Source organism: Bradyrhizobium sp. STM 3562 (genome assembly GCF_045571435.1).
In the GTDB taxonomy this organism is placed as follows: domain Bacteria; phylum Pseudomonadota; class Alphaproteobacteria; order Rhizobiales; family Xanthobacteraceae; genus Bradyrhizobium.
This window is the reverse complement of the sequence record NZ_CP120694.1, coordinates 6,321,547-6,346,780: the sequence shown is the minus strand read 5'-3', so window position 1 is coordinate 6,346,780 and position 25,234 is coordinate 6,321,547. Positions and strand designations below refer to the sequence as shown.

20 protein-coding genes are annotated in these 25,234 nt (G+C 63.1%); 8 read left to right on the top strand and 12 right to left on the bottom strand.

The annotated features are described in order from the left end of the window. Positions 1 to 13 precede the first annotated feature (13 nt). Both P6U23_RS29280 and P6U23_RS29275 read right to left on the bottom strand, forming a co-directional pair. Positions 14 to 1,054, bottom strand: coding sequence for an MBL fold metallo-hydrolase (locus P6U23_RS29280; RefSeq protein ID WP_407175866.1), 1,041 nt, complete (start codon positions 1,052 to 1,054; stop codon positions 14 to 16). A 26-nt stretch (positions 1,055 to 1,080) separates the two neighbouring features. Then, positions 1,081 to 2,697 carry a GMC family oxidoreductase gene (locus P6U23_RS29275; protein WP_407175865.1) on the bottom strand — a complete coding sequence of 539 codons (1,617 nt, stop codon included), beginning with the start codon at positions 2,695 to 2,697 and terminating at the stop codon, positions 1,081 to 1,083. 140 nt (positions 2,698 to 2,837) lie between these two features. On the opposite strand from P6U23_RS29275, the gene P6U23_RS29270 reads away from it, so the two are divergent. Continuing rightward, the gene (locus tag P6U23_RS29270; RefSeq protein WP_407175864.1) at positions 2,838 to 4,010 is read left to right on the top strand and encodes a M20 aminoacylase family protein; all 1,173 of its coding nucleotides are present in this window, start codon (positions 2,838 to 2,840) and stop codon (positions 4,008 to 4,010) included. Positions 4,011 to 4,212: 202 nt separating this feature from the next. Here the strand turns inward: P6U23_RS29270 and P6U23_RS29265 are convergent, their stop codons facing one another. From P6U23_RS29265 to P6U23_RS29245, 5 genes are all read right to left on the bottom strand, one after another. After that, positions 4,213 to 4,818 (bottom strand): hypothetical protein, encoded by a 606-nt coding sequence (locus tag P6U23_RS29265; protein ID WP_407175863.1) that lies wholly within the window; start codon positions 4,816 to 4,818, stop codon positions 4,213 to 4,215. Positions 4,819 to 4,838: 20 nt separating this feature from the next. After that, positions 4,839 to 5,339 (bottom strand): c-type cytochrome, encoded by a 501-nt coding sequence (locus tag P6U23_RS29260; protein ID WP_407181623.1) that lies wholly within the window; start codon positions 5,337 to 5,339, stop codon positions 4,839 to 4,841. Positions 5,340 to 5,450: 111 nt separating this feature from the next. Then, the gene (locus P6U23_RS29255; protein WP_407175862.1) at positions 5,451 to 7,232 is read right to left on the bottom strand and encodes a PQQ-dependent dehydrogenase, methanol/ethanol family; all 1,782 of its coding nucleotides are present in this window, start codon (positions 7,230 to 7,232) and stop codon (positions 5,451 to 5,453) included. Between the two features lie 101 nt (positions 7,233 to 7,333). After that, entirely contained in the window at positions 7,334 to 7,813 is a 480-nt protein-coding gene (locus P6U23_RS29250; RefSeq protein ID WP_407175861.1) for a copper chaperone PCu(A)C, read from the bottom strand. 921 nt (positions 7,814 to 8,734) lie between these two features. After that, positions 8,735 to 9,886 (bottom strand): hypothetical protein, encoded by a 1,152-nt coding sequence (locus P6U23_RS29245; protein WP_407175860.1) that lies wholly within the window; start codon positions 9,884 to 9,886, stop codon positions 8,735 to 8,737. A 271-nt stretch (positions 9,887 to 10,157) separates the two neighbouring features. Here P6U23_RS29245 and P6U23_RS29240 point away from each other — a divergent pair, with 271 nt between their 5' ends. After that, entirely contained in the window at positions 10,158 to 11,453 is a 1,296-nt protein-coding gene (locus P6U23_RS29240; RefSeq protein WP_407175859.1) for a serine hydrolase domain-containing protein, read from the top strand. Between the two features lie 670 nt (positions 11,454 to 12,123). Here the strand turns inward: P6U23_RS29240 and P6U23_RS29235 are convergent. Next, entirely contained in the window at positions 12,124 to 13,323 is a 1,200-nt protein-coding gene (locus tag P6U23_RS29235; RefSeq protein ID WP_407175858.1) for an adenylate/guanylate cyclase domain-containing protein, read from the bottom strand. 325 nt (positions 13,324 to 13,648) lie between these two features. Here P6U23_RS29235 and P6U23_RS29230 point away from each other — a divergent pair, with 325 nt between their 5' ends. Next, the gene (locus P6U23_RS29230; RefSeq protein WP_407175857.1) at positions 13,649 to 14,446 is read left to right on the top strand and encodes a DUF899 domain-containing protein; all 798 of its coding nucleotides are present in this window, start codon (positions 13,649 to 13,651) and stop codon (positions 14,444 to 14,446) included. A gap of 349 nt (positions 14,447 to 14,795) precedes the next feature. After that, on the top strand, positions 14,796 to 15,386 hold the full coding sequence (locus tag P6U23_RS29225) for a phasin family protein (protein ID WP_407175856.1): 591 nt from the start codon (positions 14,796 to 14,798) through the stop codon (positions 15,384 to 15,386). A 253-nt stretch (positions 15,387 to 15,639) separates the two neighbouring features. Here the strand turns inward: P6U23_RS29225 and P6U23_RS29220 are convergent, their stop codons facing one another. After that, positions 15,640 to 15,963: a 2Fe-2S iron-sulfur cluster-binding protein gene (locus tag P6U23_RS29220; RefSeq protein ID WP_407175855.1), complete on the bottom strand. Its 324-nt coding sequence runs from the start codon at positions 15,961 to 15,963 to the stop codon at positions 15,640 to 15,642. Positions 15,964 to 15,966: 3 nt separating this feature from the next. Continuing rightward, positions 15,967 to 17,199: a cytochrome P450 gene (locus tag P6U23_RS29215; RefSeq protein WP_407175854.1), complete on the bottom strand. Its 1,233-nt coding sequence runs from the start codon at positions 17,197 to 17,199 to the stop codon at positions 15,967 to 15,969. 83 nt (positions 17,200 to 17,282) lie between these two features. Between P6U23_RS29215 and P6U23_RS29210 the strand changes: the two genes are divergently transcribed. From P6U23_RS29210 to P6U23_RS29200, 3 genes are all read left to right on the top strand, one after another. Further along, positions 17,283 to 17,780 carry a MarR family winged helix-turn-helix transcriptional regulator gene (locus P6U23_RS29210; protein ID WP_407175853.1) on the top strand — a complete coding sequence of 166 codons (498 nt, stop codon included), beginning with the start codon at positions 17,283 to 17,285 and terminating at the stop codon, positions 17,778 to 17,780. A gap of 318 nt (positions 17,781 to 18,098) precedes the next feature. After that, positions 18,099 to 19,106: an MBL fold metallo-hydrolase gene (locus P6U23_RS29205; protein WP_407175852.1), complete on the top strand. Its 1,008-nt coding sequence runs from the start codon at positions 18,099 to 18,101 to the stop codon at positions 19,104 to 19,106. A 161-nt stretch (positions 19,107 to 19,267) separates the two neighbouring features. Next, on the top strand, positions 19,268 to 21,640 hold the full coding sequence (locus tag P6U23_RS29200; RefSeq protein WP_407175851.1) for a mechanosensitive ion channel domain-containing protein: 2,373 nt from the start codon (positions 19,268 to 19,270) through the stop codon (positions 21,638 to 21,640). 523 nt (positions 21,641 to 22,163) lie between these two features. Here P6U23_RS29200 and P6U23_RS29195 read toward each other — a convergent pair. Then, positions 22,164 to 22,349: a hypothetical protein gene (locus tag P6U23_RS29195; protein ID WP_407175850.1), complete on the bottom strand. Its 186-nt coding sequence runs from the start codon at positions 22,347 to 22,349 to the stop codon at positions 22,164 to 22,166. 201 nt (positions 22,350 to 22,550) lie between these two features. Between P6U23_RS29195 and P6U23_RS29190 the strand changes: the two genes are divergently transcribed. Then, a complete protein-coding gene (locus P6U23_RS29190) occupies positions 22,551 to 23,015 on the top strand; it encodes a hypothetical protein (protein ID WP_407175849.1) in 465 nt (154 codons plus the stop codon). An 86-nt stretch (positions 23,016 to 23,101) separates the two neighbouring features. Here the strand turns inward: P6U23_RS29190 and P6U23_RS29185 are convergent, their stop codons facing one another. Continuing rightward, on the bottom strand, positions 23,102 to 24,700 hold the full coding sequence (locus tag P6U23_RS29185) for an FAD-binding oxidoreductase (protein ID WP_407175848.1): 1,599 nt from the start codon (positions 24,698 to 24,700) through the stop codon (positions 23,102 to 23,104). Positions 24,701 to 25,234: the final 534 nt, after the last annotated feature.

Sequence of the window (25,234 nt, the reverse complement as noted above, 5' to 3'; positions counted from 1 at the left end):
GCGACGTGCCCGATCACGAATTCCACAACGCCAGCGTCGCCTGCGCGCATTCGTTCATCACGGTCAGCGCGCGTTGCACGGTTGCTTCGCCGAGCACGAACGGATTGGGTCCCTCCGCCGACTTCGCGGCCAGCTTCTCCACCGCGCCGTCGTAAAGATTGTGGTTGGAGAGGAAGACATCCACGCCCTGCAGCTTGGCGATCTTGAACGTGCGCGCGGTGGCGTCGATATAGGCCTGCAGCCGCTCGGGCTTTTTGCCGAAATTGAAGGCGGTGCCGCCCCACAAGAGCGCGCGATGCTTCTGCGAGCCCGACCAGACGTCGAACAGCGGAGAAATCGTGCCCATGGTGTGACCGGGCGTGATCAGGATATCGATGGTGGTATCGCCGAGCGTCACCTTGGCGCCGTCGCCGACAGAGACATCGCGCTTTGGCGGCCGGCCCCAGAGCGGGCTGTCGAACTCGAGCTTGGTCTCCATCATCGTCCAGTCGGCTTCGCTTGCGACGACGCGCGAATCGTATTTCCGCACGAAATAGTTGGCGCCGCCGTAGTGATCGCCATGGCCATGTGTGACGACGATCGTTTTCACCTCGGCAGGATCGAGCCCCAGCGTCTTGAGCCCGCCCTCGACGATCCGCGCCGCCTCTTCCTCATTGTCCATGGCGTCGATCAGGATGATGCCGCCGGACGTGGTGATCGCCCAGCTACTTACCCATTTGCTGCCGACGAAATAGAGATTGTCGAACGCTTTGCCGGGGGGCGGAGCCGGCATCCTCATGAGCGCCGCAAGGTCAGGTGCCTCCGCTTTGAAGTTCGGATCGGCTGATTGTCCAAGCGTGAGATAGGCTCCGAGATCGGAGCCGGCGGCTTCCTTGGCCGCCGCGAGATGCCGCGCCACGTCGGGCGAAGGCGTCTGTGCATGGGCAAAAGGTGCAGCCAGGACGGCACAGCAGGCGCATCCCAGCCTCAGGAAGCCACGCCGGCTGGTGCCGACTTCGGAGGACGTATCTTCGGCACGAAATGATGGTGGCGTCGGGCGCTGGAATAGCGTCATTTTATCCTCCCCATTGTTGGAGCGCGCTAGCGCGCATCTTCCAGGATCATTGTGGCACCTTTTTCGGCGATCATCGCGGTCGGTGTATTGGTGTTGCCTGAAGTGATCGTCGGCATGATCGAGGCGTCGACCACGCGAAGCTGGCCGATGCCGAAAAACCGCAGCCGCTCGTCGACGACGGCGAGTGGATCGGTCGCGGTGCCCATCTTCGCAGTGCCCACGGGATGGAAGATGGTGGTGCCGATATCGCCCGCGGCCTTCGCGAGTGCGGCGTCGTCATCCCCGACGCTGGGGCCGGGCAGGAGTTCGGACGGGGAAAATCGCGCCAGGGCCTTCTGGCGCATCAGCCGGCGCGTGGTGCGGATGGCGTCGGCGGCGACCTGGCGGTCGTCGTCGGTCGACAGATAGTGCGGCGCGATCGAGGGCTTTTCATTCGGATCGGCTGAGCGGATGCGTATCTCGCCGCGTGAGGTCGGCTGCAGATTGCAGGCGCTCACGGTGATGGCGGGGAAGCGGTGCAGGGGGTCGCCGAACTTATCCAGCGACAAAGGTTGCACATGGAACTGGATGTTGGCGCGCTCGCGCGTCGCGTCCGAGCGGGTGAAGATGCCGAGTTGCGAGGGCGCCATGGTGAGCGGCCCGCGGCGACGGAAGACATAATCGAGCCCCATCAGGCCGCGCCGCGGCAGCGACCAATAGGTCTCGTTCAGCGTTCGCACGCCGCTGACCTTGTAGATCGCGCGCTGCTGCAAATGATCCTGCAGATTGCGCCCGACGCCAGGCTTGTCGCGCAGGACCTCGATGCCCAGCGGGGAGAGCCAATGCGCAGGCCCGATGCCGCTGCGCTGCAGCACCTGCACCGATCCGATCGCGCCGGCACACAGGATCACCTCGCCTTTGGCACGCGCCTCGAACGTCTCGCCATCCCGAGCGAAGCGTACGCCCACCGCACGGCCGTCCTCGATGACGAGGCGATCGACCAGCACGTGCTTTTCCAGCCGCAAATTGGGGCGGCCTAGTGCGGGCTTGAGAAAGCCGCGCGCGCTGGACCAGCGCCGCCCGCGCTTCTGGTTGACGTGGAAATAGCTGACGCCTTCGTTGTCGCCGGTGTTGAAATCGGGGATTTTCTTGATCCCCATTTCCTCCGCTGCCTCGCCCACTGCATCCAGAATGGCCCAGGACAGCCGCGGCGCCTCGATGCGCCAGCCGCCACCTGCGCCGTGGTGCTCGCTTTCGCCGAGGAAATGATCTTCGAGCTTCTTGAACAGCGGCCAGACGTCGTCGCGGCCCCAACCGGTGAGCCCGAGCTGGCGCCAATGGTCATAGTCGGCGCCTTGGCCGCGCATCGAGATCATGGCGTTGATGGCGGAACAGCCGCCGATCACCTTGCCGCGAGGATAGGCCAGCGAGCGTCCGTTCAGGCCGGGCTCGGGGTCGGTGCGAAACATCCAGTCGGAGCGGGGGTTGCCGATGGCGAACAGATAGCCGACCGGAATGTGGAACCAGATCCAGTTGTCGTCGCCGCCGGCTTCCAGGATCAACACGCGGTGCTTCGGATTGGCCGACAGGCGGTTGGCAACGATGCAGCCGGCCGTGCCCGCGCCGACCACGATATAGTCGAACTCGCCCTCAAGCCGTCTCATAACTCCCTCACTTTCCTCGGATTTTTAAGCGCTCGCGCATCTTTGTGACACCTGTATAGACCGCCGCGGCGCTGGGCGGAACACGGCTTGCATGCTAGAGAGGACTACCCGCCATCCGAACCAAACAACCGAGACTTTCCATGCCCATCGTCAATCGCGTCGCCGATCTGCACCCCGAAATCCAGGCCTGGCGCCGCGACCTCCATGAACATCCGGAACTGCTCTATGACGTCCACCGCACCGCGGCCTTCGTGGCGGACAGGTTGCGCGAATTCGGTTGCGACGAGGTCGCAACCGGCCTTGGCAAGACCGGAGTCGTCGGCGTCATCAAGGGGAGGAAGGCGGCGACGAATGGCCAGCTCAAGGTGATCGGCCTGCGCGCCGACATGGATGCCTTGCCGATCGAGGAGCAGACCAATCTTCCCTACGCCTCCAAGGCCAAGGGCATGATGCATGCCTGCGGCCATGACGGCCACACCGCCATGCTGCTCGGCGCGGCGCGCTATCTCGCGGAGACGCGGAATTTCGCCGGCAGCGCCGTCGTGATCTTCCAGCCGGCGGAGGAGGGCGGCGCCGGCGCGGCCGCGATGATCAAGGATGGCCTGATGGAGCGCTTCGGCATCGAGCAGGTCTACGGCATGCATAACGGCCCGGGCATTCCGATCGGGTCCTTTGCGATCCGTAGCGGCCCGATCATGGCGGCCACAGATGCCATCGACATCAGGATCGAGGGCCATGGCGGGCATGCGGCACGGCCGCACAAATGCATCGACTCCGTGATGGTCGGCGCACAACTCGTGACTGCCCTGCAGCAGATCGTGTCGCGCAATGTCGACCCGCTCGAATCGGCTGTCATTTCGATGTGCGAATTCCACGCCGGCAATGCCCGCAACGTGATCCCGCAGACCGCGGAGCTGCACGGCACCGTGCGTACGCTGACGCCGGAGGTGCGTGATCTCGTGGAGCGGCGGGTGCGCGAGGTGGTGGCGGGCGTCGCCCAGATCACCGGCGCCAGGATCGACCTCACTTACGAGCGCGGCTATCCCGTGACCGTCAACCACGCCGCGCAGACCGAGCAGGCGATCAGCATCGCCAAGCAGGTGGCAGGCGAGGGCAATGTGCACGAGACGCCGCCGCTGATGGGCGCGGAGGATTTCGCTTACATGCTGGAGGCACGGCCGGGCGCCTTCATTTTCTGCGGCAACGGCGACAGCGCAGGCCTGCACCATCCCGCCTATAATTTCAACGACGAGGCGATCCTCTACGGCACCTCCTATTGGATCAAGCTGGTGGAGAACTCGCTGGCAGCGTGAGCGACACTCGTGAAAAGGTGATTCCCGTTCATCCGGGGCCTCATGGTTCGAGACGCGCGGCTTTGCCGCGCTCCTCACCATGAGGATCGAGAGTGCGCCAACCATGACGACTTCATCCTGAGGAGCGGCCACAAGGCCGCGTCTCGAAGGATGGGCCACGATAAGGTTGCCGCCTGGGATTCTCGTTCGGATTCATCCCGCGCTAAGAGTGCGCGCGGAGAATGGTGACCCGGGTTTCGTCGACGAAGCTCCGCTCGTCCTGACCGGCTTGCCGGAACAGACTGCGCTCCACCACGAGCGCGCGTTCATCAGTCGTTTTGGTGCATTTCTCCTTGATGTAGACCCCGCCGACCGGTTGTTCGCCGGGATCCGGCTGGGCCTGCGTGCAGGTCCAGCCCTCGGATCCATAGCGCGCCTTCACCTGGGGACCGAACAGGAAGGCCTTCTTGCGCAGATAGAACCGTGCCTTTGGATCGGTCTCGATCTTCAGGCCGGCAACGGTGCCGGCCTCGTCGATCAGCGCCGTCAGGATGGCCGGATGGCCGGCGACGACGGTGCCGTCCTTGCTGGTCGCGGGGTCGTAGCCAAAGCGCAGCGCCCGCAATTGATCCGTGCCGACCGGACAACTACGCCAGTCGGACCAGGCGGAAAGCTTGCGGCTGGCATCGGTCGCGCAGGCAAAATCCGTATAGCCAGTATCCGGAAGATCGGTGACGGCCATTCCAATCCTGATGTCGCGCAGATCGTTGCCGGAGAAGTCCTCGGCCGTTGCTGGCCGCAACGTCAGCACGACAGCGAGGGCAGCCATCGCCAATGGGGTCCACGGCTTCATTTCGACTGCCCCGATGTGGCTGCATTCGTGCTGGTCGACTGCTCCGCCTTGTAGACGTCGCAGACGCGAGATCCCTCGCCGAAAAACGCGATGCATTCGCCGTAGTTCGGTTCGCCTTTGCCCTTGATGTGGGCGATGACGTAATCCGCGACGGCTTCGATGTCCTTGGGTCGCAGGAAGGTGTTGGCCTCCGGCGGCATCCGGCCATCGACGTCCTCGCGCGTCATGCCGTAGCATTTGACGGCATCATAGGCGCCGCGGGTGAAGAACGGCATGCCGGTTCCCGGCCTGCCGCATCCTACGGTTTCGATGATCTGTTCACGCGTCAGCTCCGTCTTCCGTAACGAAAGTGCATCGCCGCCATAGCCGCCGCCGCCGTTGCCGTGCCATTTGTGGCAGCCGACGCAATTGGCTCGCTTGAAGATGGCCTTGCCTGCATCGGTGGGATCCGCCGACTGCGCGCTTGCGCCTGTCGCGATCGCCGCGGTTGCGAGCATCACGAACGCCGCACCAGCCCTGTTGAGTCCTATCATTTCTCTTGTCGATCCGTTCTGGGCAGAAGAGCGGGCGACAGGATATCCAATCGCCCGCTCCTAGTGCTTTAGGCTTTAGAGGGAGAAGACGTAGAGCATCGATCCCGGCTGCATCTTTTTCAGCTCGGGCGTGGCATCGATGAACCACTTATCCCAGGCGCCGCCGAGTCCGACGAGGATCGCGACATATTGCTTGCCGTCGACCGAGAACGTGATCGGAGGCGCATTCACGCCGCCACCCGTGTTGAACTCCCAGAGCTTCGCCAGCGTCTTGCCGTCCAGCGCCATCACCTCGCCGGAGGGCTGGCCGGAGAAGACCAGATCCGGGGTTGCGAGAATGCCGCCCAGGTTCGGAAACTGCGTCTCGAACTTGCTCGCGATCTTGCCGCTCGTCACGTCGATCGCGGTGACGCTGCCGGTGATGCGAACCGGCTGGCTCGGGCCACCGCCGGTGAAGAATTCGCGCGGCTTCAGCTTCTGCGGCGTTTCTTCTTCGACCGTGATCCGGTTGCAGCTCTCGATCACAGGGATGTACCAGAGTTTCAGCTCCGGATTATAGGCGGTCGGCGGCCAGTTCTTGCCGCCCATGTTGCCGGGGCAGATGTCGGTGACCTTGTTTTGCCGGCTCGGTGTGACCGCGGCATTGTAGAGCTGCACCTGCTTGCTCGGGTCGTATTCGGCCGGCTTGCCGGTCTCGGGATCCAGGCCCTTGGTCCAGGTCACCTTCTTCACGAAGGGCAGGCCCCAGACGAACTTGCCGTTGGTGCGGTCGACCGCATAGGCAAAGCCGTTGCGGTCGGCCTCCAGCGCGAGCTTTTCGGTCGAGCCGTTGGGGCCGGGAACATCGACCAGCACGTTCTCAGCCACGCTGTCGTAATCGTAAGGGTCGTTCGGCGTGTGCTGATAGTGCCATTTGATCTTGCCGCTATCGGCATCGAGCCCGAGCGAACTGTCCGTGTAGAGATTGTCGCCGGGCCGATACTCATTGTCCCAGTCCGGGCCCGGATTGCCAACGCCCCAAACGATGGTGTTGGTTGCCGGATCATAGCTGCCGGTCACCCACGTCGAGCCGCCGCCGCTCGCGGCTGCGTTCTGATCGTCCTTCCAGGTCTCGTGCCCGGGCTGATCCTTGCCAGGGATGGTGTAGGTGCGCCACACCTCCTTCTGCGTGGTCAGATCGGTCGCCGCGATCCAGCCGCGGATGCCATATTCGGCACCGGCGACCCCCGTGATCGCCATGTTCTTGACGATCAAGGGCGCGCCGGTGATGACCTCGCCCTTGTCGGGATCGGCGACCTGCCGTTGCCAGGCGACCTGGCCGGTCTCCTTGTCGGTCGCGATCAGCCGGCCGTCGAGCGTATGCGAAATCACGAGATTGCCCCACAGCGCGACGCCACGGTTGTCGACGCCGCAACAGGCCACGGCGCCCGCCCAGTCGTGGTCGGTCTTTGGATCCATCTTCCAGAGCAGCGTGCCTTTGCCGCCGTGGGTGTCGATCTTGTAGACCGAGCCCCATCCGTCGGTGACATACATCATGCCATTCTCGACGATCGGCGTGCCTTCGAGACCGCCATGGGTCCAGATGCCGCCGCCCTCGACGCCGCCAAGCTGCATGGTCCAGGCAACCTTGAGGTTCTTCACATTGCCCTTGTTGATCTCGGAAAGGCTGGAGAAGCGGGTGGCGGAAAAGTCCTTGTGATGCAGAAGCCAGTTGCCGGGCTCCTTGTCCGCATTCAGCAGCCGCTGAGGCGTGACCTCATCTGCCTTGCCTGGCACTGCGGCGATGGTCGCGACTGTAGCAACGGTTGCGAGCAATGCGGCTCGCAACGAAAGCCTGTACCCTTTAAAGTCTTTCATGTCGTTTCCTCCTTCTTTGTTCATCGACCTTTATCTCATTGACCTCGTGCAGAAGTGTCGCGTCGGTCTCTGTCGAGATGCTGTTGCGCCTGCGAACGATCTCAGGGAAGTTGGCGGACGTTCACCTCCGTTTCGATTGTTCCTGCCTTTTGGAATGCGATTGAGCACGTGAACCGCTCGCCGCTCGCGAGCGGCTGCCGGGTCTGCAGAAGCATCACGTGATAGCCGTCCGGCTTGAACACCGTGGTGCTGCCAGCGGCAAGCGGGATCTGCGGGATCATTCGCATCGCGGGCGCCCCTTCGCCGCGATCGACTGTATGCCTTTCGGAGAAATTTGCGATGGGGCATCTGACGCGCAGAAGCGCATCTGCGGCATCGGCTTCGTTGCGGATGGTCAATAGCAGCGGCACATCGGCGCCGATCCGATCCGTCGCTGGAACCCACGCATCAACGATCCGCAGCGCCTCGTCGCCGGCGAGTGAGATCGAACGGCTCGCCATCAAAGCGACTGCAGCGATGAGCAGCCGGCGTGCCGCAGCGGCAAGTGCCTTGCGCTTCTCGATCGGCCGCGTTGCCGACATTGCCTTGTCCTCAGCCTGTCCAAACGCGCTACGGGCGGACGTTGCGTCACAACAATCCTCGCGTGGCACGCCTCGACGTTTCCCCAAATTCTCTTTGCCGAAGTTGAGTTGAAGCGACAATTGTGGCGGCACGTCGATGACGCACTGCGAAGCATGATCGCCGATCCGACATTTCTGACTTGTCCGTCTCGCATCGTTAATCCCTCTTGCATCCGTGATGCCAGTGGCGCGAACGGTGCGCGGGTTGGGCTGCCAAGGCCATCGCAGGACCCGGCTGACATGCCTTCGTATTCTCGCGGCGCGTGGCGCCCGAGCTGTGCCAGGAAGCTTCGCCCTCACTGAAGATCAGAGGGGCAGGGAAGGCCGGGTGGCCGCTGCACCCGGGGCCCCCGCGCAAAGGAAATTGCGCGAGCGCGCGTTGACCACAGGTACAGGCGGTGATCACACCGGCCTTCCCCGCGCGAGTGGTTTACGGCTTACTTCGTGCTCTTCCCGGTGAACCAGGCTTGATTGCCACCGTCGTCAGCGCGATGCGATAAGCATCGTCGCCAACTTGGCGCCTGCGTGGGCGCGCCAGAACCACACGACTTCGCCGTCCGCGATCATGCCGCTCGTCTGTCGGCATTCTCGCGTCCACCGCATTCCGCACCACGTTTCGTGACGACGCGTAACGCCCCTCATGCAGGCGCGGAACGGAGAGGAGTAATCATCAAATTCGGAAAAAACGAAATATAAATATTTTTGCCATCGGATCTGGACAGGTCAGACCGGATTGAAATGCCTCGGCAAATTCGATTTTTCGCGCAGGTGAAATTCGCAGGCTTTCCGCGCCGTTTAGCGAGTGCGGCAATCGAAAATTGAACTGATTTGGCTGCTCGACGGGCGAATCGAAGGGATCGCCGAGCGAGATCCCCGCATCGATCAGTTCGTCGAACCGCGCACGATGCGTCCGACGCCATACTGATCTCCAACGCGGCTGACCTTGCCATCGGCAAAATCGATCTCGATCATGTCCTCCGACGAACCGATCAGGCCCACGGACTTGTGTGTGTGAGCGTCGAATATCTCGGTGGGATCATCGCTGCTCTTGTTGGGCGCGACATAAGCGTAGTTGCCTTCAATGTCGAAGGTAAGCCAATGCGCCCCGCGATGACTTTGCATGCTGATCCGCTCCACCAGGACCGGGGCCATCGGATCGCGCATGCTCCATACATAAATGTGCGGATCGTCCACGCTGCTGCTCTGCCACACCTCGCGCTCATCGGGCGTCCAGCCAATCCCGTGCAGCAGCCCGGGCTCGCCGTGCGGATGCTCCGCAAGACCGGCGGTGACGATGCGGCCGCTCTTGAGGTCGGCAACCTGCATCCCCCACAGGCCGGTCACGTTGTTCGCCACGTAGCGGCTGGTGCCATCAACCGCGTAGGGACCGAGAATGCCCGCGTAAGGGCCGGTGCGTGAGACGGCGTAGCTCTGCGGATCGATCAAATAGAGGTATTTCCCGCTTCCGTCCTCGGCCTTGGTCTCCTGAAAGAGCGGCCCGGAAACCGGGAAGAGGGTGTCGTGCGATCGATGAGAGAAATACACCTTGCGAACGGCGTCACCCGTGCTGGCATCCAGGACGTTGATAAAGGGGGCCGAGCCGTCTTCCGAGGTCGGAACGTACAAGAGCTGCCCGCCCGGGTGGACCGCCAGCCGATCGACGTCGGGATCGATGGCGCGATTCCAGAGCACTCCATCCTTGTAGAGATCGAGGCAGTAGATCATCCCGATGCCCGAGCGGTTGCGGTAGGCCACGTAGAGCCGGCCGGTCGCCGTGCTGGCGGCGACCCCCCTGACGTCGTCCACGTCGCGAACGGTCTCGATGGTCTTAACCAGGCGATGCCCGGCACTGATGTCGTAGACCGATATCGAGCCCCGTGTGGTCGCCGCCTGATTGATTGCGTAGAGGAAACGCCCGCTGCGCGCCTCGTGTCCGGCGAGCATGGGGCTGTCCGTCGACGTGCTGCTCGTCGACGCAGCGGACGGTGCGGCCACGGCGCTGCGGACCGCAGAGCCCATCATCACGGTCGCCATGGCAACCGCGCAGGCAAGTCGAATCCGGTGATGGTTAGCTGTCATCCGCCCGTCTCTCGAACTGCGAACGCGATCAATAATCGTAAAGCATTTTGCGCAAGGCCGGTATCCTCCTTCCGGCATGGTGGCAATGATTGAGCGCGTCGGCGCAATCGCGCCAGCGCAATGCGGATAGACCCCTTGTCGCCTGCCTTGCCAGCCGACAATCGATGGAACATCATCGCGAGCTACCCGCAGCCATGAAGCAACACAACGAACAAGGGAGGAAAGCATGAAAGCTGCGCTGAGACTGCTGCTTGTCACGACGACCTTGGTCCTCGCCGGTCACGCCTTTGCCGAGGTACTCCCAATCGCGGAGCCGGCAACCGTCGATGTTTCGCCGGACCGGCTCTCCCGCATTCGGACCGTACTGCAAAAGGAGATCGACGCTGATCGCATGCCGGGCGCAGTCGTGATGATCGCTCGCCGAGGCCAGTTGATTTACTCCGAAGCGATCGGGTTTCAGGACAAGGCGGCCAGCAAGCCAATGACCAAGGATGCGATCTTTCGCATCTATTCCATGACGAAACCCCTGACCTCGGTTGCCGCCATGATGCTGGTCGAGGAGGGCAGGATGCAGCTCACGGATCCGGTGGCGAAGTTCCTGCCGCAGTTCGCCAAGATGGAGGTGCTTGTCACGGACAAGGATGGCAAGACCACGCGGGAGATCGCCAAGCGTCAAATGACCATTCAGGATCTCTTCAGGCATACGGCAGGCTTCACGTACGGGGAATTCTCGAATGTCCCGGAAATCAAAGCGGCCTACGCCGAAGCAAAGCTCTACCGGCCCGACATCACCGCGGAATCCCGCATGATCACACCGGACCAATTCGTCGCCGGCATTGCCAGAGCGCCACTGGTGCATGAGCCGGGCACGACATGGGAGTACAGCATGGCGGTCGATGTCCTCGGGCGCGTCGTCGAGGCGATCTCGGGTCAGCGGCTCTCGGCATTTCTCGACGAGCGGCTGTTCCGCCCCCTCGACATGGTCGACACGGGCTTCAAGGTTCCTGAGGCGCAATGGAGCCGCATCGCTGAGCCATTGCCGAAAAATCCGCTCACAGGCGGCCCAAATGACGCCATGCTCGATGTGAAGATCGATCCCTTGAATGACTCCGGCGGTGGCGGCGCGGTGTCGACCGCCGCCGACTATTTGCGCTTCTGTCAAATGATGCTGAATGGCGGCTCGCTGGATGGCCGCAGGTATCTGAGCCCAACCAGCGTGAGGCTGATGACCTCAGATCAATTGGGCAATCGCCCCGGATCACCGCTTACACCCGGCGCTCTTCTGATGGGTGTGGATGGCTATACGTTCGGACTCGGCTTTATGGTTCGACAAGGACCAGGGCTTGCCGGTGTACCCGGGTCTGAGGGCGAGTACATGTGGGCTGGTGCCGGTGGAACGTTCTTCTGGATAGATCCGAAAGAGCAACTCGCCGTTGTTTACATGGCGCAAACACCAGGTGCCATCCGGCCGTATTACCGCCGCATGATCAAAGCGCTGGTGGCTCAGGCGTTGGACAAGTGACGTAGCCACAGGCGGGACCATGACGTGCGCCTGTGGCCCTGATGCGCGGCGAGCGGCCCGTGAGAACCAAGGGCCAACCGATTTGTGCGCCGGGCGGGCGAAATCGGCTGTGCCATCCACAGGATGCGATGGTTACGAATGTAACGTGGTGATCGCTGATGCGGCTGACATCCGCCAATTCAGCCAATCACAGAGGGGTCTTCATCGCGTGAATGAATCTGGATCTTCGTCCACGATCTCAATTTTTGCGAATCTGCGGCGAAGATCAATTTTGAAACAACTACACGGCAATTGAGAGCAGCCCCAGCGAGCCTCGCCCAATTGCACGCCGGGGAGAGATAGCGCTCGCTTTCGATCACTGGCGCGAATTGTCATCCGGCATGTAAGATCACCAACAGCGGACCAGAGGTCCAAGACCGAACCAACGGGAGCCAGCGAGGGCAATGAGACGAGCAGCTCGGACGAGAAGCATGGCCGGCAGGCGTACGCCGCGCTCGCGCCTTCCATCTCGGCTGGAGCTGCGACAGCAGGTTGCCGAATTGGTTGCGCAGCAGGCGGCGATGTCTGAAGTGCTCCGCGCAATCGCCAGCTCGCCGCACGACCTGCAGCCGGTCTTCGAAGCCCAGGTGCCGAGCAGGCGCCATGAGCCATCGGCAACGTGGCCACGGCCTCAGCCGTCATACGCAAACAGCTCGATTGGGTCACTGAAGCCCCGCACCGGATATTCGCCGACGCGCTCGAGATCGAACTCGCTTTGCACGAAGTCGGCGAACGCGCGGGACAGCAGCACCTTGCGACCCAGTTGTTTGGTCAGGGCTTCGAGACGCGAAGCCATATTCACCGCGGGACCGATCACGGTGAAGTCGAGCCGGCTGCGCGAGCCGATATTGCCGTACATGACGTCTCCGACGTGGATGCCGATACCGTAGTTCAGCGGCACACGACCGGTTTCGCCGTTCTTTTCGTTCAGGGCAATCATGGACTGACGCGCCTCAGTCACGGCGTGCAACAGATTTGCGCAGGCCGAAGGCTGGCTGAGGGGAAAAATGGCGAGCAGGCCGTCGCCGATGAATTTCAGGATTTCCCCGCCATGTCGCGCAATCGGCTCCGACATCGCGTCAAAATAGTCGTTCAGAAGATCGATGACATCATCGCGCGGCCAGTTATCGGAGATACTGGTGAAATCGCGCAGATCGCAGATCATGATGGCGGCGCGCACCGTTGTCCCGCTTCCGCGCCTGGTGGCGCCGGCCAGAATGAGTTCGCCGGCATGGGACCCGACATAGGTTTCGAGCAGCGTTCGCGCCAGCCGGTTCTTGACGCGGATTTCGCTGACCAGCGCCAGAGTCGGCAACAGTCTCGACAGGCAGGCGATGTGCGTCTCCTCGAAACCACCTGGCTGGTCGGTTGCAAAGGTCACCATGTGGCGCTTGCCAAGGGTATGATACAGCGGCCAGGCCACATAGTCCGTCAAGCCTTTGGCCCGCATCTCATCATAGACGGCATGCTTACGGCCCGTCGACGGATCGCGTTCGAGATTTTCGCGCACCTCGCTGGCATCTTCATAGATTTCGTTTGCGGGACTGCCGATGTATTCGGATCGTCCCCTGACATCGTAATCGACTCTCGCAATCTCGGCCTCGCGCATTCCGTCGGCCCACATGATCCGGGCGCCAAGCCATTGCGGATGGTGGATCAGGAAATGAAGCGACGCCCGCTTGACGGGAATGCCGGCCCGCTGAAGGCGGATACACAGCTCGGCGAAAATATTGTCGATGAAGCGTTCATCGCGGGTGTGGTTTGTCAACCACTGCACAACGCCGTTCTCGGAATGGGCAGCGCCGGCATCGATGCTTGGCGGCGGGTTCATATCCTGCTCCTAAGGTGGTGACCTGGGGCGATGGTATACGACATCTCGCGTCCGCGCTCGACGGAGTCAACGAAGTCCGCCCCAATTTGCTTGCACGTCTAAGGCCGCGAGGCTGGCGGTCGCGGACTTTTGGCAGATGGAGCGCACGGGCCGCGGCCGCAGTCGAGCATTGGATCGGAATAGCGCCACACTTGTTACTCCCGCCGTTCGATTTCCGGTGCCAAAACCATCTCGCCACCAACAACGCGCGATGAGCGGCGAATGGTGTCGCGCCTGCAGCCCTGGCGGCGCGGGCATTCGCCCAAATCAGGAGGTTTGAAGAGCCATGACGACATCAGCCGAGAACGGACGGAAGGGCGCACAGCCTGCCATGCAAACACCACCCGTCGTGTCGCCGCAGGCCTGGGAGGCGGCCCGCCAGCAGTTGCTCGTGAAGGAAAAGGCCCTGACGCGGGCCCGCGACGCCTTGGCTGCCGAACGGCGGCGGATGCCGTGGATGGCCGTGGAGAAAGCATATGCGTTCGAGGGTCCCGCGGGAAAGGTCAGCCTGCTCGACCTGTTCGACGGCCGGCGTCAGTTGATCGTCTACCGGGCTTTCTTCGAGCCCGGGGTCTATGGCTGGCCCGACCACGCCTGCCGGGGCTGCTCCATGGTCGCCGATCAGGTCGCACACCTCGCCCATCTGAACGCCCGCGATACGACCCTCGTCTTCGTCTCCCGTGCGCCGCAGGCCGACATCGCGCGGCTGAAGGCGCGGATGGGCTGGCAGATGCCGTGGTTCACCATCACGGACAGCTTCGACGCCGACTTCGGCGTGGACGAGTGGCACGGCACGAACGTGTTCTACCGCGACGGCGACCGCGTGTTCCGCACCTACTTCATCAACAACCGCGGCGACGAACAGATGGGGAGTACCTGGAACTACCTCGACATCACGCCGCTGGGCCGGCAGGAGGTCTGGGAAGACTCGCCCGAGGGGTATCCTCAGACCCCGACCTACAAATGGTGGAACTGGCACGACGCTTACGTCGCGGACGCACCGCCCGACAAGAAGTGGGTCGAGGTGTCGGACGCCGGAGAGGCGGCATTCCGGAATAAGAACCAGCAGGGTCAAAGCTCCTGATGTCCAAGGCAACCTGTCTGACCTTCCGCGAACCGCGAGGACCCTACCGAAGGACGATCACATCGGTATAAGTCCGTCCGCGACTTTTGATCGCTCCCGAGATGCTGCCGATTTTATTCATCGGCAGCACAACCACGAATGGGTTCCAGCGTTATCGTCGCTGAGCTTGCGAGACGGGCTCACGCATAACCTGCAGCGGAGGTCGCGAGGCGCCGTGAGCGCAAGTGATCGACGAAATCAGAAACGTAAGAACGTCGCAAAGTGACCACGCTCGTTTGCTTCGGATTGAACCCGTGACGACGGATGCGCAGGATCCGGGACTCACCAAGAACACAGCGGAGGAAATCGAATGGCACGCCAGGAGGAGAAGTCGACCCACGATCCAGAGGGTGCAGTTCGTGCAACGAGCGAGCAAATTGCCGAGCAGCCGAGGCGGATGGTGCACGCTGCTGCTGAAGCGACCGAGGAGGTGGCGAAGGCCGGCGCCAATCTGCTCCAGCAGAATGCGGAACTGTTACGGAATAGCTGGCGCTTCGGTCTGGACACAACGACGGCGATCATGGGCCGTTCGACCGAACAGGTCGGCCGCACCCTTGGTTTGTCGGGCAACGAAGCGCAACAGGCGACCGAGCGCTCGGCCCGGAATGCCGAAACTTTCCTGTACTCTGCCACGGCAGCAAGCAAGTGCATGAGCGGATTGTCGCAGGAGTACTTTGAGTTCGTTCGCCGCCAACTCGAGACGGGCATGGAACGCATGAACGAACTGTGGCGCTGCCGCAGTCCCCAGGACGTTGCGGCCGTTCAAAGCGATCTCATGCGTGATACGCTCGGGAGCGTGCTGGAGAGCAGTCGCCGGATCGCCGACATATCGCTCAAGCTGACGGATGATGCGGCGACACACATGACACAAAACCTGGAGCGTATGAAGCGCGCCGCCTGAGGCTTTCCGGTTTCGTTGGTCACGGACAAAGGAGCGGCCGCGCGCGCGACCGCTCTCTCGACCTTGGAGGAACGGATGCCGCTCATCCTATTTCGATGTCCCGTTAAAGCGTTGAACGTTCAGTGGGTGGACTGCGAAGGCCAGCGGCCGGACGACAGCACCGCAGTTTATAAAGCGATTGTTTGTCCCGCGTGTGCCCGGCTGCATTTCGTAAATCAGTCGTCAGGCGAGCTGTTGCGGGAAAGCTGAAGATTCACGTCTGCCGGTCGGGCAGGCGCAGCACGAGGCCCTCGAGTTCGGGCGTGATCTTGATCTGGCAGGAGAGGCGGCTGTTGGGCTGACACTCGGCCGCGGTGCCATCCAGCAATGCATCCTCCTCGTTGCTGCGCGGTGGCAGCTTATCGAGCCAGGCCGGGTCGACATAGACGTGGCAGGTGGCGCACATGGCGTTGCCGCCGCATTCGGCGAGGATGCCGTCGAGCCCGTGGGTGAGGGCGGTGACCATGACGGTCGCGCCGGTGTCCGCCTCGACCGTCTCGTCGCGGCCATCGGGATGAATGAAGGTGATGCGCGGCATGGTTCAGGCAGGCGTTAACGTGACGGGCAGGCTTTCGAGCCCGCGCAGCGTATTGTTGTAGCGGCGTTTCACGCACCCGGTGATCTCGATCGCCGCGACCTTGCGGGCGAGCGCTGAAAGCAAGACCTCGCCCTCCAGCCGCGCGACCAATTGTCCGACGCACATGTGGATGCCGGCGCCGAAGCCGACATGGCCGGACGTCTTGCGGGTGATGTCGTAACGGTCAGGATCGGCCCAGCGCCGCGGATCGCGGTTGGCCGCGCCCAGAAACATCAGGATCTTTTCGCCCTCTCCGATCCGAAAGCCTGAGACCTCGACCTCGCGGGTCGTGGTTCGGAAGAACGTCTGCACCGGGCTTTCGAAGCGGACCGCCTCCTCGAACGCGTTGCGCGCGAGCGATGGATCGCGGCGGAGCCGAGCGAGCTCATCCGGAAAACGCGCCAGGCAATAGATGGCGGCGCCGATCCCGTTCACGGTGGTATCCAGGCCGGCCGAGAGCAGCGAGCGCACCAGGAGCGGCGCTTCGCTCCCATTGATCTCGCCGCCATCGACGAACGCATGGACGGCCGCGCCGAATCCACCCGGGGCGAGATTGTGGCGCTGGCATTGCTCGGCGACATAGGCCTGATGCGGTGCCGAGCGCTCGATCGCGGTCTGGCGCAGCTCGTTTGGAGGGCCGAAGGCGTTGAAGACGACGCCGGCATAGGGCAGCAAGTTCTCGCGTCCCTCCGGCTTAAGGCCCATCGCGTCCGGAAACACCGAAAGAGGATAGGCCTCCGCCAGATCGGCGATGGCATCAAAACTCTTGCGCTGCAGGAGTTCGTCGATCTTGGCGTCGGCAACGGCTGCGAAGTGATCGCGAATCCGTTTCATCGCGGCCGGCGACAAGACTTTGCTCAACACCGCGCGCGTACGCGTGTGCGCGGGCGGGTCGGCCTCGAGAATGAGGCTCGGCGGCCGCCATGGCTTCTCCGTCTTGAAGTCGCTGAGGCCGACGCCGCGGCTGGAGCAGAAGGTGAGGGGATCGTTGAGCACGCCGTGAACCTCGGCATAGCGTGCCACGCCATGGACCCGCCACTTGTCGAGATAGACCACGGCGGCGCTCTCGCGGAGCTTCTCGTGCGCGGGATAGGGATCGTCGAAGAAATCGATCGCGAACGGATCGATATCGAGATGCGGCATGGCCGCTCGCCCAGCGGCGGCACCGGTCGACGCAGGGGAGCTGAACGCACTCATTCCGTCCTCCCGAATTTTGATCTTGTGAAGTTCCGCCCCATGTCCTTATGTCCGGGACATTCGCCGCGAGCCTCGACCCGGAAATGACCAGCAGCCCGCCATCGACCAAGCCCCGCAAGACGCCTGACGGTCCGACGCTCGATCTTCAACGCTATGTTCCGGCGTTCATCACGTTCATCGCCAACAAGCTCTCGAACAGCGCGACCACGTTCTACCAGCGCAATTTCGGCGTCAACGTCACGGAATGGCGGATCATGTCGCTGCTCGCGATCGAGCCCGGCATTCCGGCATCGCGCATCTGTCAGGTCATCGGCTTCGACAAGGGGCCGGTGAGCCGCACGCTCTCGGTGATGCAGAAGCGCGGCCTGATCGCCATCCGGCCCGATCCGAGGGACGGGCGGACGCACTCGATTTCGCTGACGGCGAGGGGGCGCGCGACGCACGACAAAGTGATTGTCGCCGCGCTCGAGCGCGAACGCCGGTTGCTGTCCTGTCTCGACAAAGACGAGCAGGAAATGCTGATCGGCCTGTTGCGGCGGCTGCACGACAATCTTGGTGCGGTCACCGGCAACGGAACGTGAGGCGGCGACGTCGGTCGCGAACTCCCGCGTCATTCTGCCGGCCTTGGCTGCGGCCGGCGAAGCGCGGCAGGTCGCCGCGGCTCGTTTACCGAACATGAGTTCCTCCCGGATCCGGCGCGGCGATTGGCTCGCTCTCTGCCGTGATCGGAGGCTCGCACAAAATAGTTGCCCTGGCAACAAGATTTCCGTGAGCCTGCAGATCGAATGCGGGGGGAGGACGATCATCCGATTGCACGCCAGGCAAATCGATCCTAATGCGAAAGCGAGTTGATCGCCGATATGCATCGGCCGCGAAACTGGCTTGGGCGACGTTCCGTCATGCGACCGCTTTTCCATCCCAGCCTGGTCAATGGCCGCTACGGCGATCCGACCGTTTATGTCGATACGCTGTTCGAGAAGCGCAGCGTGTTGTTCGACATCGGCGACATTGCCACGCTGGCCCCGCGCAAGATCCAGCGCGTCGACCAGATCTTCGTCTCGCACGCGCATATCGATCACTTCGTCGGCTTCGATCACCTGCTGCGGCTATCGGTCGGCCGCGAGAAGACCGTGCGGCTTTACGGGCCGTCCGGCTTTACCGAGCGCGTCTATCACAAGCTCCAGGGCTATCGATGGGACCTCGTCGACACCTACGAGACCGATCTCGTCTTCATTGTGAGCGAGTTCACACCGCCGCACGCGATCTCGGCTACGCAATTCCGGCTGAAGACGGGCTTTGCCGCCGAGCCCGTCGCCGCATGCGCGGCTTGCCACGACGCGCTGCACAGCGAGCCGACATTTCGCGTGTCAGCAGCCGTGCTCGAGCATCATACCGCATGTCTTGGCTTTGCGCTGCAGGAGGCCGCGCATATCAACATCTGGAAGAACCGGTTGCAGGAGCGGGGCCTGCCGGTCGGCGCCTGGCTGAAGTCGCTCAAGCGGGCGGTCGCGGAAGATCGTCCGGATGACCATTTGATCGGCATTGACGGACCGGCAGGTTCGGATGCGCGCCTCGAGCCGCTGGGCGCCTTGCGCGACGTGCTGACGGTCACGCCGGGGCAGAAGATCGGTTATGTCACCGATGTCGCTGACACGCCGGCAAACCGCGCCGCCATCATCGCCCTGGTCGAGAATGCGGATATTCTCTTTATCGAGGCGGCGTTTGCGCAAGGAGATGTCGCGCTGGCGCGCCAGCGCGCGCACCTGACCACCACGGCGGCCGGGGAGATCGCGCGGCAAGCCAAAGTGCGCCGCATCGAGCCGTTTCACTTCTCGCCCCGCTATGCCGGCGAGGAGGAGCAGATGTTGAACGAAGTGATGACCGCGTTCGGTGGCTCGCATGGCTGACATGACAAAGCACGTGCAGCAAATGCCAAGAGAAAGCCGTTCCAGTGGCAAATTTCCGACACAGGATCGCGGCGAAAAGGGCTAATCCGACATGACGCAGGCGCCAAGGTGATTCCGGTTTTCGGATTTTGCCGCCGCGGGCATATTCAAAAGGGGTCTTCGTGTCGTTCAAACATCTTCCCGCGATCCTGCTCGCTTGCGTGCTGTTTGCCGTCCCGGCCTTTGCTCAGCCTCGCGCGACGCCGGCGTCCCCGGCGGCTCCAACCGCGCCAGCCCCGGACAAAGCCGATGCGCTGACGCCGGACCAGGCGAAGCGGGCGCTCGACACGCTTCAGGACGACAAGAAGCGCGCGCAGATGATCGACACGCTGCGCGCGATCGCCAATGCCTCGCCGCAGCAACAGGCCGCGCCGACCGCCGCTGCGCCCGAGGCCGAGCAGAAGTCGCCGATCCCGCTCACCGCGGACAGCCTCGGCGCGCAACTCCTTTTGACGGTCTCTGAGCAGATCGGCGACATCTCGCATGAGGTCGCCGACATGGCGCGGACGCTGACGCATTTTCCGGCGTTCTATTACTGGATCGTGCGCACGGCCAATGATCCCTATTCCTACGATCTCCTGATCGATATCGCCTGGAAACTGGCACTGGTGTTCGGCTGCGCTTTCGTCGCAGAATGGCTGATCTTTCGTATCCTGAAGCGGCCGCTTGCATTCCTGGAGGCGCATGTTCCGCAGACGGTGCGCGTCACGCTGCCGGCATCGACCGCTACTGATATGCCGTCCTCCGCGATCGACCTTGCTCCCGAGATCGACCTGCAGCACCGCCGCCTTAGCCTCGCACGCGTCTGGCAATCGCTGATCAGGTTGCCTTTCGTGGTGGGACGACTCGTATTGGAGTTGCTCCCGGTGCTCGTCTTTGTCGGCATCGCCTCGGCGATGCTGGGGACCGAGATCGGCGTGCTCACGACGTCGCGGCTGGTGATCCTTGCGGTGGTGAATGCCTATGCGCTGTCGCGCGCGCTGATCTGTGTGGTGCGGGCGCTGGCGGGGCCTTTCGGGCTGTTTCGTGTTCGCGCCGAAACCGCGGCCTATATCGAGATCTGGGCGCGCCGCATCGTCACCGTCGCCGTGTCAGGCATCGCTTTTGCCAATGTCGCGCTTCTGCTTGGGCTGCATCGCGCCGGCTATGGGGCCTTGCTGCGCATGGTGATGCTGGTCGTGCATCTCTTTGTCGTCGTGATCATCCTGCAGTGCCGCAGGCAGGTCGCCGACGCCATTCGCGCGCCGGCCGGAAGGCAAGGGTTGGCGGCACGCGCACGCAATCGCCTCGCCGGCCTCTGGCATTATCTTGCGATCGTCTTGGACCTCGCGCTGTGGGCGGTGTGGGCGCTGAACATCCGCAACGGCTATTCGCTGCTGCTGCAGTATTTTGTCGGCACCATCGCCGTGGCGTTGATCACGCGAGTGGTCACGATGGTGGTGCTCAGCCTGATCGATCGCGGTTTCCGGATCCGCCCGGAGATCCTGCAGCGCTTTCCCGGCCTCGAGACGCGGGCCAATCGCTATCTGCCGCTGCTACGCAAGATCGTCTCGACCATCATCGGCTTCATCGGCTTCGTTGCCGTGCTCGAGGTCTGGGGCGTGGATGCCATCGTGTGGTTCTATGGCGGCCAGATCGGCAGCCGGCTCTTGGAGGCGGTCGTAACGATCGGCATCGCCGCGCTCGCGGCGGCGGTGATCTGGGAAGTAGCCAACGCCCTGATGGATCGGCAGGTCAACATGCTGTCGCGCGAGGGACACTATGCGCGCGCGGCGCGGCTGCGCACGTTCCAGCCGATGCTGCGAACCGCGCTGCTTTGCCTGATCGTGACCGTGGTCGGTCTCACCGCGCTGAGCGAAATCGGCGTCAACGTCGCTCCGCTCCTGGCCGGCGCCGGCATCGTCGGCATCGCCATCGGCTTCGGCTCGCAGAAGCTGGTGCAGGATCTCATCACGGGATTGTTCCTGCTGCTGGAGAATACGGTGCAGGTCGGCGACAATGTCACCGTGTCCGGCCTGTCCGGGATCGTGGAGAACGTTTCGATCCGCACCATCCGTCTGCGCGCCGGCGACGGCGCGGTGCACATCGTCCCCTTCAGCGCGGTGACGACTCTGACCAACGCCAGCCGCGGCGTTGGCAACGCCGCGGTCAGCGTCAATGTCGCCTACAACGAAGATACCGACCGCGCCGGTCAGATTCTGAAGGAGATCGTCGCCGAAATGCGCCGCGAACCCGAGTACCGGCACGTGATGCTCGGCGATCTCGAATTGTGGGGCGTCGACAAGGTCGACGGCGCGATGGCCTCGATCGTCGGGCAGATTCGCTGCACGGATAGCGGGCGCTGGCCGGTGCAACGCGAATTCAACCGCCGCATGAAGCGGCGATTCCAGGAGTGTGGAATCGAGATCGTGCCCGCGAGCCAGACCATCCTGATGCAGATCCCCGCGCCGGCTGATGTCGCCGAAAATGCGTTGCCGCGCCGGGCGCACGGGTAAATCTGCAGGACGCGTTGGGCGAAGAGAAACCCATCATGCTTCCATCATGTCGTGATGGGTTTCGCCTTCGCTCGCCCCATCCTGCAGTTTAAAAATGTGCTGTCGCGGCGAAAGGGAGAGACGAAAGGCAGATCGGCCCTTTTGGCGTCGCATTGATTCAGTTCAATGGCGTCGCGGGGAAATCCAATCATGGTCCTTCCATGAAAATATCCGATACGACCTGTCCGTCCTGCCTGGCGTCTTATGAAGTCGCGGAGTCCACATCCGCCAAGGGAAATCCCGGACGCGCGCAATGCGCCGTCTGCGGTGCGGTGTTGGCGTCCTGGAAAGAACCAAAATTGAGGGCCTATCGGCTGGCGTCGCCGCCGGGGCACAAATATCCTCGCGTGCCGACACCGCCGCCCCCAGCGGAATGAGTGTTGCCGTCCCGGCCTCACGGGCGATCGATGCAACCGGATCGATCAGGCTTTCGCGGAGGTCGGGAACAGGCCGAAACGGATGTGAGCGGCTGGCGTCCGCGGCATCAGCCGATCGGGGGCGGGTGCAGTTTCGCCAATTCATCCAGCGACAGTTCCGCTTCACGCTCGGTGAGCGGAAACCGGACGATGACGTCCTGCCGGCCAAGCTGGCCCCAAAGCCCGTTCGAAGACCACTTCTGCGGCTCAGGTCCGCGCGGTCCCTCGACCCACACCAGGTACCACTGCGTCATGGAACGCATCACCCAAACACTGACGATGAGACGGGTCGAAACAAGATAGGTTGGCGCCGCTGCAGAGCAAATAGGAGCCGTTCCACGGCCGTCGTCGGCTGACGGACGGACGCTGGCTGGCTTCAAATTTTTTCAGGGTGAGCAACAAAACGCGCCTGCGCATGTTGAAGCGACGATCAACTCAGCAGGTAAGGTTTTGCCATGAGTACCTCAAAGATTGCCACAGCGGTTGCTGTGATCGGTTCGTTATCCCTTCTGCCCTGCGTCCCGGCGCAATCTGCTCCCCTCACTTCGGTTTCCGCAGTAGCGAAGACCGCCGACCAAGGGAACATTGTTCAAGCCCGTTTCGGTGGCTGGCGTGGAGGCTGGGGCGGCTGGCGCGGTGCTGGCTGGCGCGGTGGTGGTTGGGGCTGGCGTCGTGGCGGCGGTTGGGGTTGGGGCGGAGCGGCCCTGGCCGGCGCGGTCATCGGAGGGACCCTCGCTGCCGCGGCCACGGCACCTTATTACGGCGGATATTATGGTCCCTACGACTACGGCTATGCGTATCCCTATGACAGCTACGCCGCTGTTTACCCGGCCTACACTGTGGGTGTCGCCCCAGCCGTTGGCCCGTTCTGGGGTCCCAGGTGGGGTTGGGGCTGGCGCCGCTGGGGCTGGGGCTGGTAAGGCCAACCGCTAGGCGGCGGGCCGCTCCTTCATGCTGAGGTCGGCCCGCTCATTCCGATCCAACGGCTCCGATCCTTGCGGCCTCATCAGGGGTCGATGAGCACGCCCGGATTGAGGAGGCCGTGCGGATCGAGTTCGCGCTTGGCGGCGCGCAGCGCGGTCGCGAACAGTTCCGGGCGCTGGCGGTCGTACCATGGCCTGTGATCACGGCCGACGGCGTGATGGTGGGTGATCGTGCCGCCCGCCGCGATCAACGCGTCGCTCGCCGCACTCTTGATCGCCTGCCATTGCTCGAGCAGCGCGCCATGGCGCCCCAGCGCATGGAACGAGAAATAGGGCGCCGGGCCATCCGGATAGGCGTGAGTGAAACGGCAGGTGACCTCGCCCTTGACGCCGGTCGCATCGAGGATGGCGCGTTCCGTCGCCGTTTTCACCGCATCATGAAAACTCTCAAAGCGATCCCACGTGATCGCAGTCTCGAACGTATCGTTGATGATGCCGGCGGGATTTAAGAACTCGCGCGCATAGGGCATGCGGATGAAAGCGTTGCGCCAGATGCCGGCCGCGCCTTCCAGATGCGCATCGCCGGCGTTTGCCGGCTCCGGCGTTCCCCCATGGTCGGCGCAGCATTCCAATGCGCGCGCCATCCAGGCATCCAGCGGATGATCGCCGGACTCGAATGCCAGCACCATGATCGCGACGCTGCCGTCGGCCGCGCCGGTGTTGAAGGCTTCTTGCGGGTCGAGGATGCGGCAGTTCGAGGGATAGAGGCCTGCCTGGGCAATAGCGCGCACGGCACGCGCCGCGGCGAAGAACGAGCGAAAACGAACCGAGGCGCCGGCACGGAATTTCGGGCGCGGCTGCAGGCGCATCCAGGCGCGCGAAATCACGCCCAAAATTCCTTCCGAGCCGATGAACATTCGATCGGGACTGGGGCCGGCGCCCGAGCCCGGCAGCCGGCGCGTCTCGACGACGCCCCGCGGTGTGACCACGCGCAAGCTTTCGACGAATTCGTCGATGTGGGTGTAGAGCGTCGCAAAGTGGCCGCCCGATCGCGTCGCGATCCAGCCGCCCAACGTCGAATACTCAAAACTCTGCGGAAAATGCCGCAAGGTGAAGCCATGCGGCTTGAGCTGGCTTTCCAGCGCAGGACCGAAGCTGCCGGCCTCGATCAAGGCCGCACGCGAGGTCGCGTCCACTTCGACGACCTTATCGAGGTTGCGCAGATCGAGGGTAACAGCGGCTTTGTATTTGACGCCATCGACGCGCGGCTCGACGCCGCCGCAGACGCTGGAGCCGCCGCCGAACGGCGTCAGGGAGGCGCCGACGGAGCCCGCCCAATCCATGACGGCGGAGATCTCCGCCTCGCTGCGGGGATAGGCGACGACATCAGGCGCGCAACCATAATCGCCGAGCATGGCCCTGAGGTAATCGGGATAGGATTTGCCGTAAGTGTGCGCGGCGCGGTCGTAGCGTTCGCTGCTGCAGAAGGCGGCCAGGGAAGCCGGCGGCGTGATCCGCGGCGCTCGCAAGGAGAGATCTTCGAGGCGCGGAATGGCGATGCTGTCGAAGGTGTCACGCGCGAATTTCTGGCGGTAGCGGCCGAGCACAAAATTGCGTTCTTCCGCGCTCATGCCTTCGCCTTCGCGCCCCCAGCCGTAATGTTTCAGCCTTGCGCCTGTCATCAGCATTTCCTCGCGCTTTTGTTTTCGAAGTTTCTTGATCGCTCTTCGCGAACAATGGTCTCGTTGCGAGCGACGTCGATCGACCGCACGATATGCCGGCCCTGAGTCCGGCGCTAGCTGGGTGTCGTTAGACTAGGCCGGCACCGATGCGATGGGCGAGCTTGGCGAGCATTTCGGCCGTCCAGGCCGGTCCATGCGTGTGCACGATGCGGGGGAGGGCCTCGCTCATGAGAGCGAACGCCAATGTCTCGCTCGAAATGCCTTCGCGCTCTGCGTGCCGTAGGGCGCCTTGGACATGGGTGCGCGCCTCCGCGAAACCAGAGGCAAGCCTGTCTTCGTCAGGTTGGTTCGGAGCCGAAAACATTGAAATCGCGCCTCCGTGCACGGGCGGCAGCACCGCATGGATGCGGTTATGTTATAACGTAACATATGCCACGACAATGGCCCTTCGTAGACGCATCCGGGTTCCGGTGCGAAACGGGGAAAGCCCGCGCGGTGAGGCGCGGGCTTTTTTCAAAGACGCGATCGTGCGTC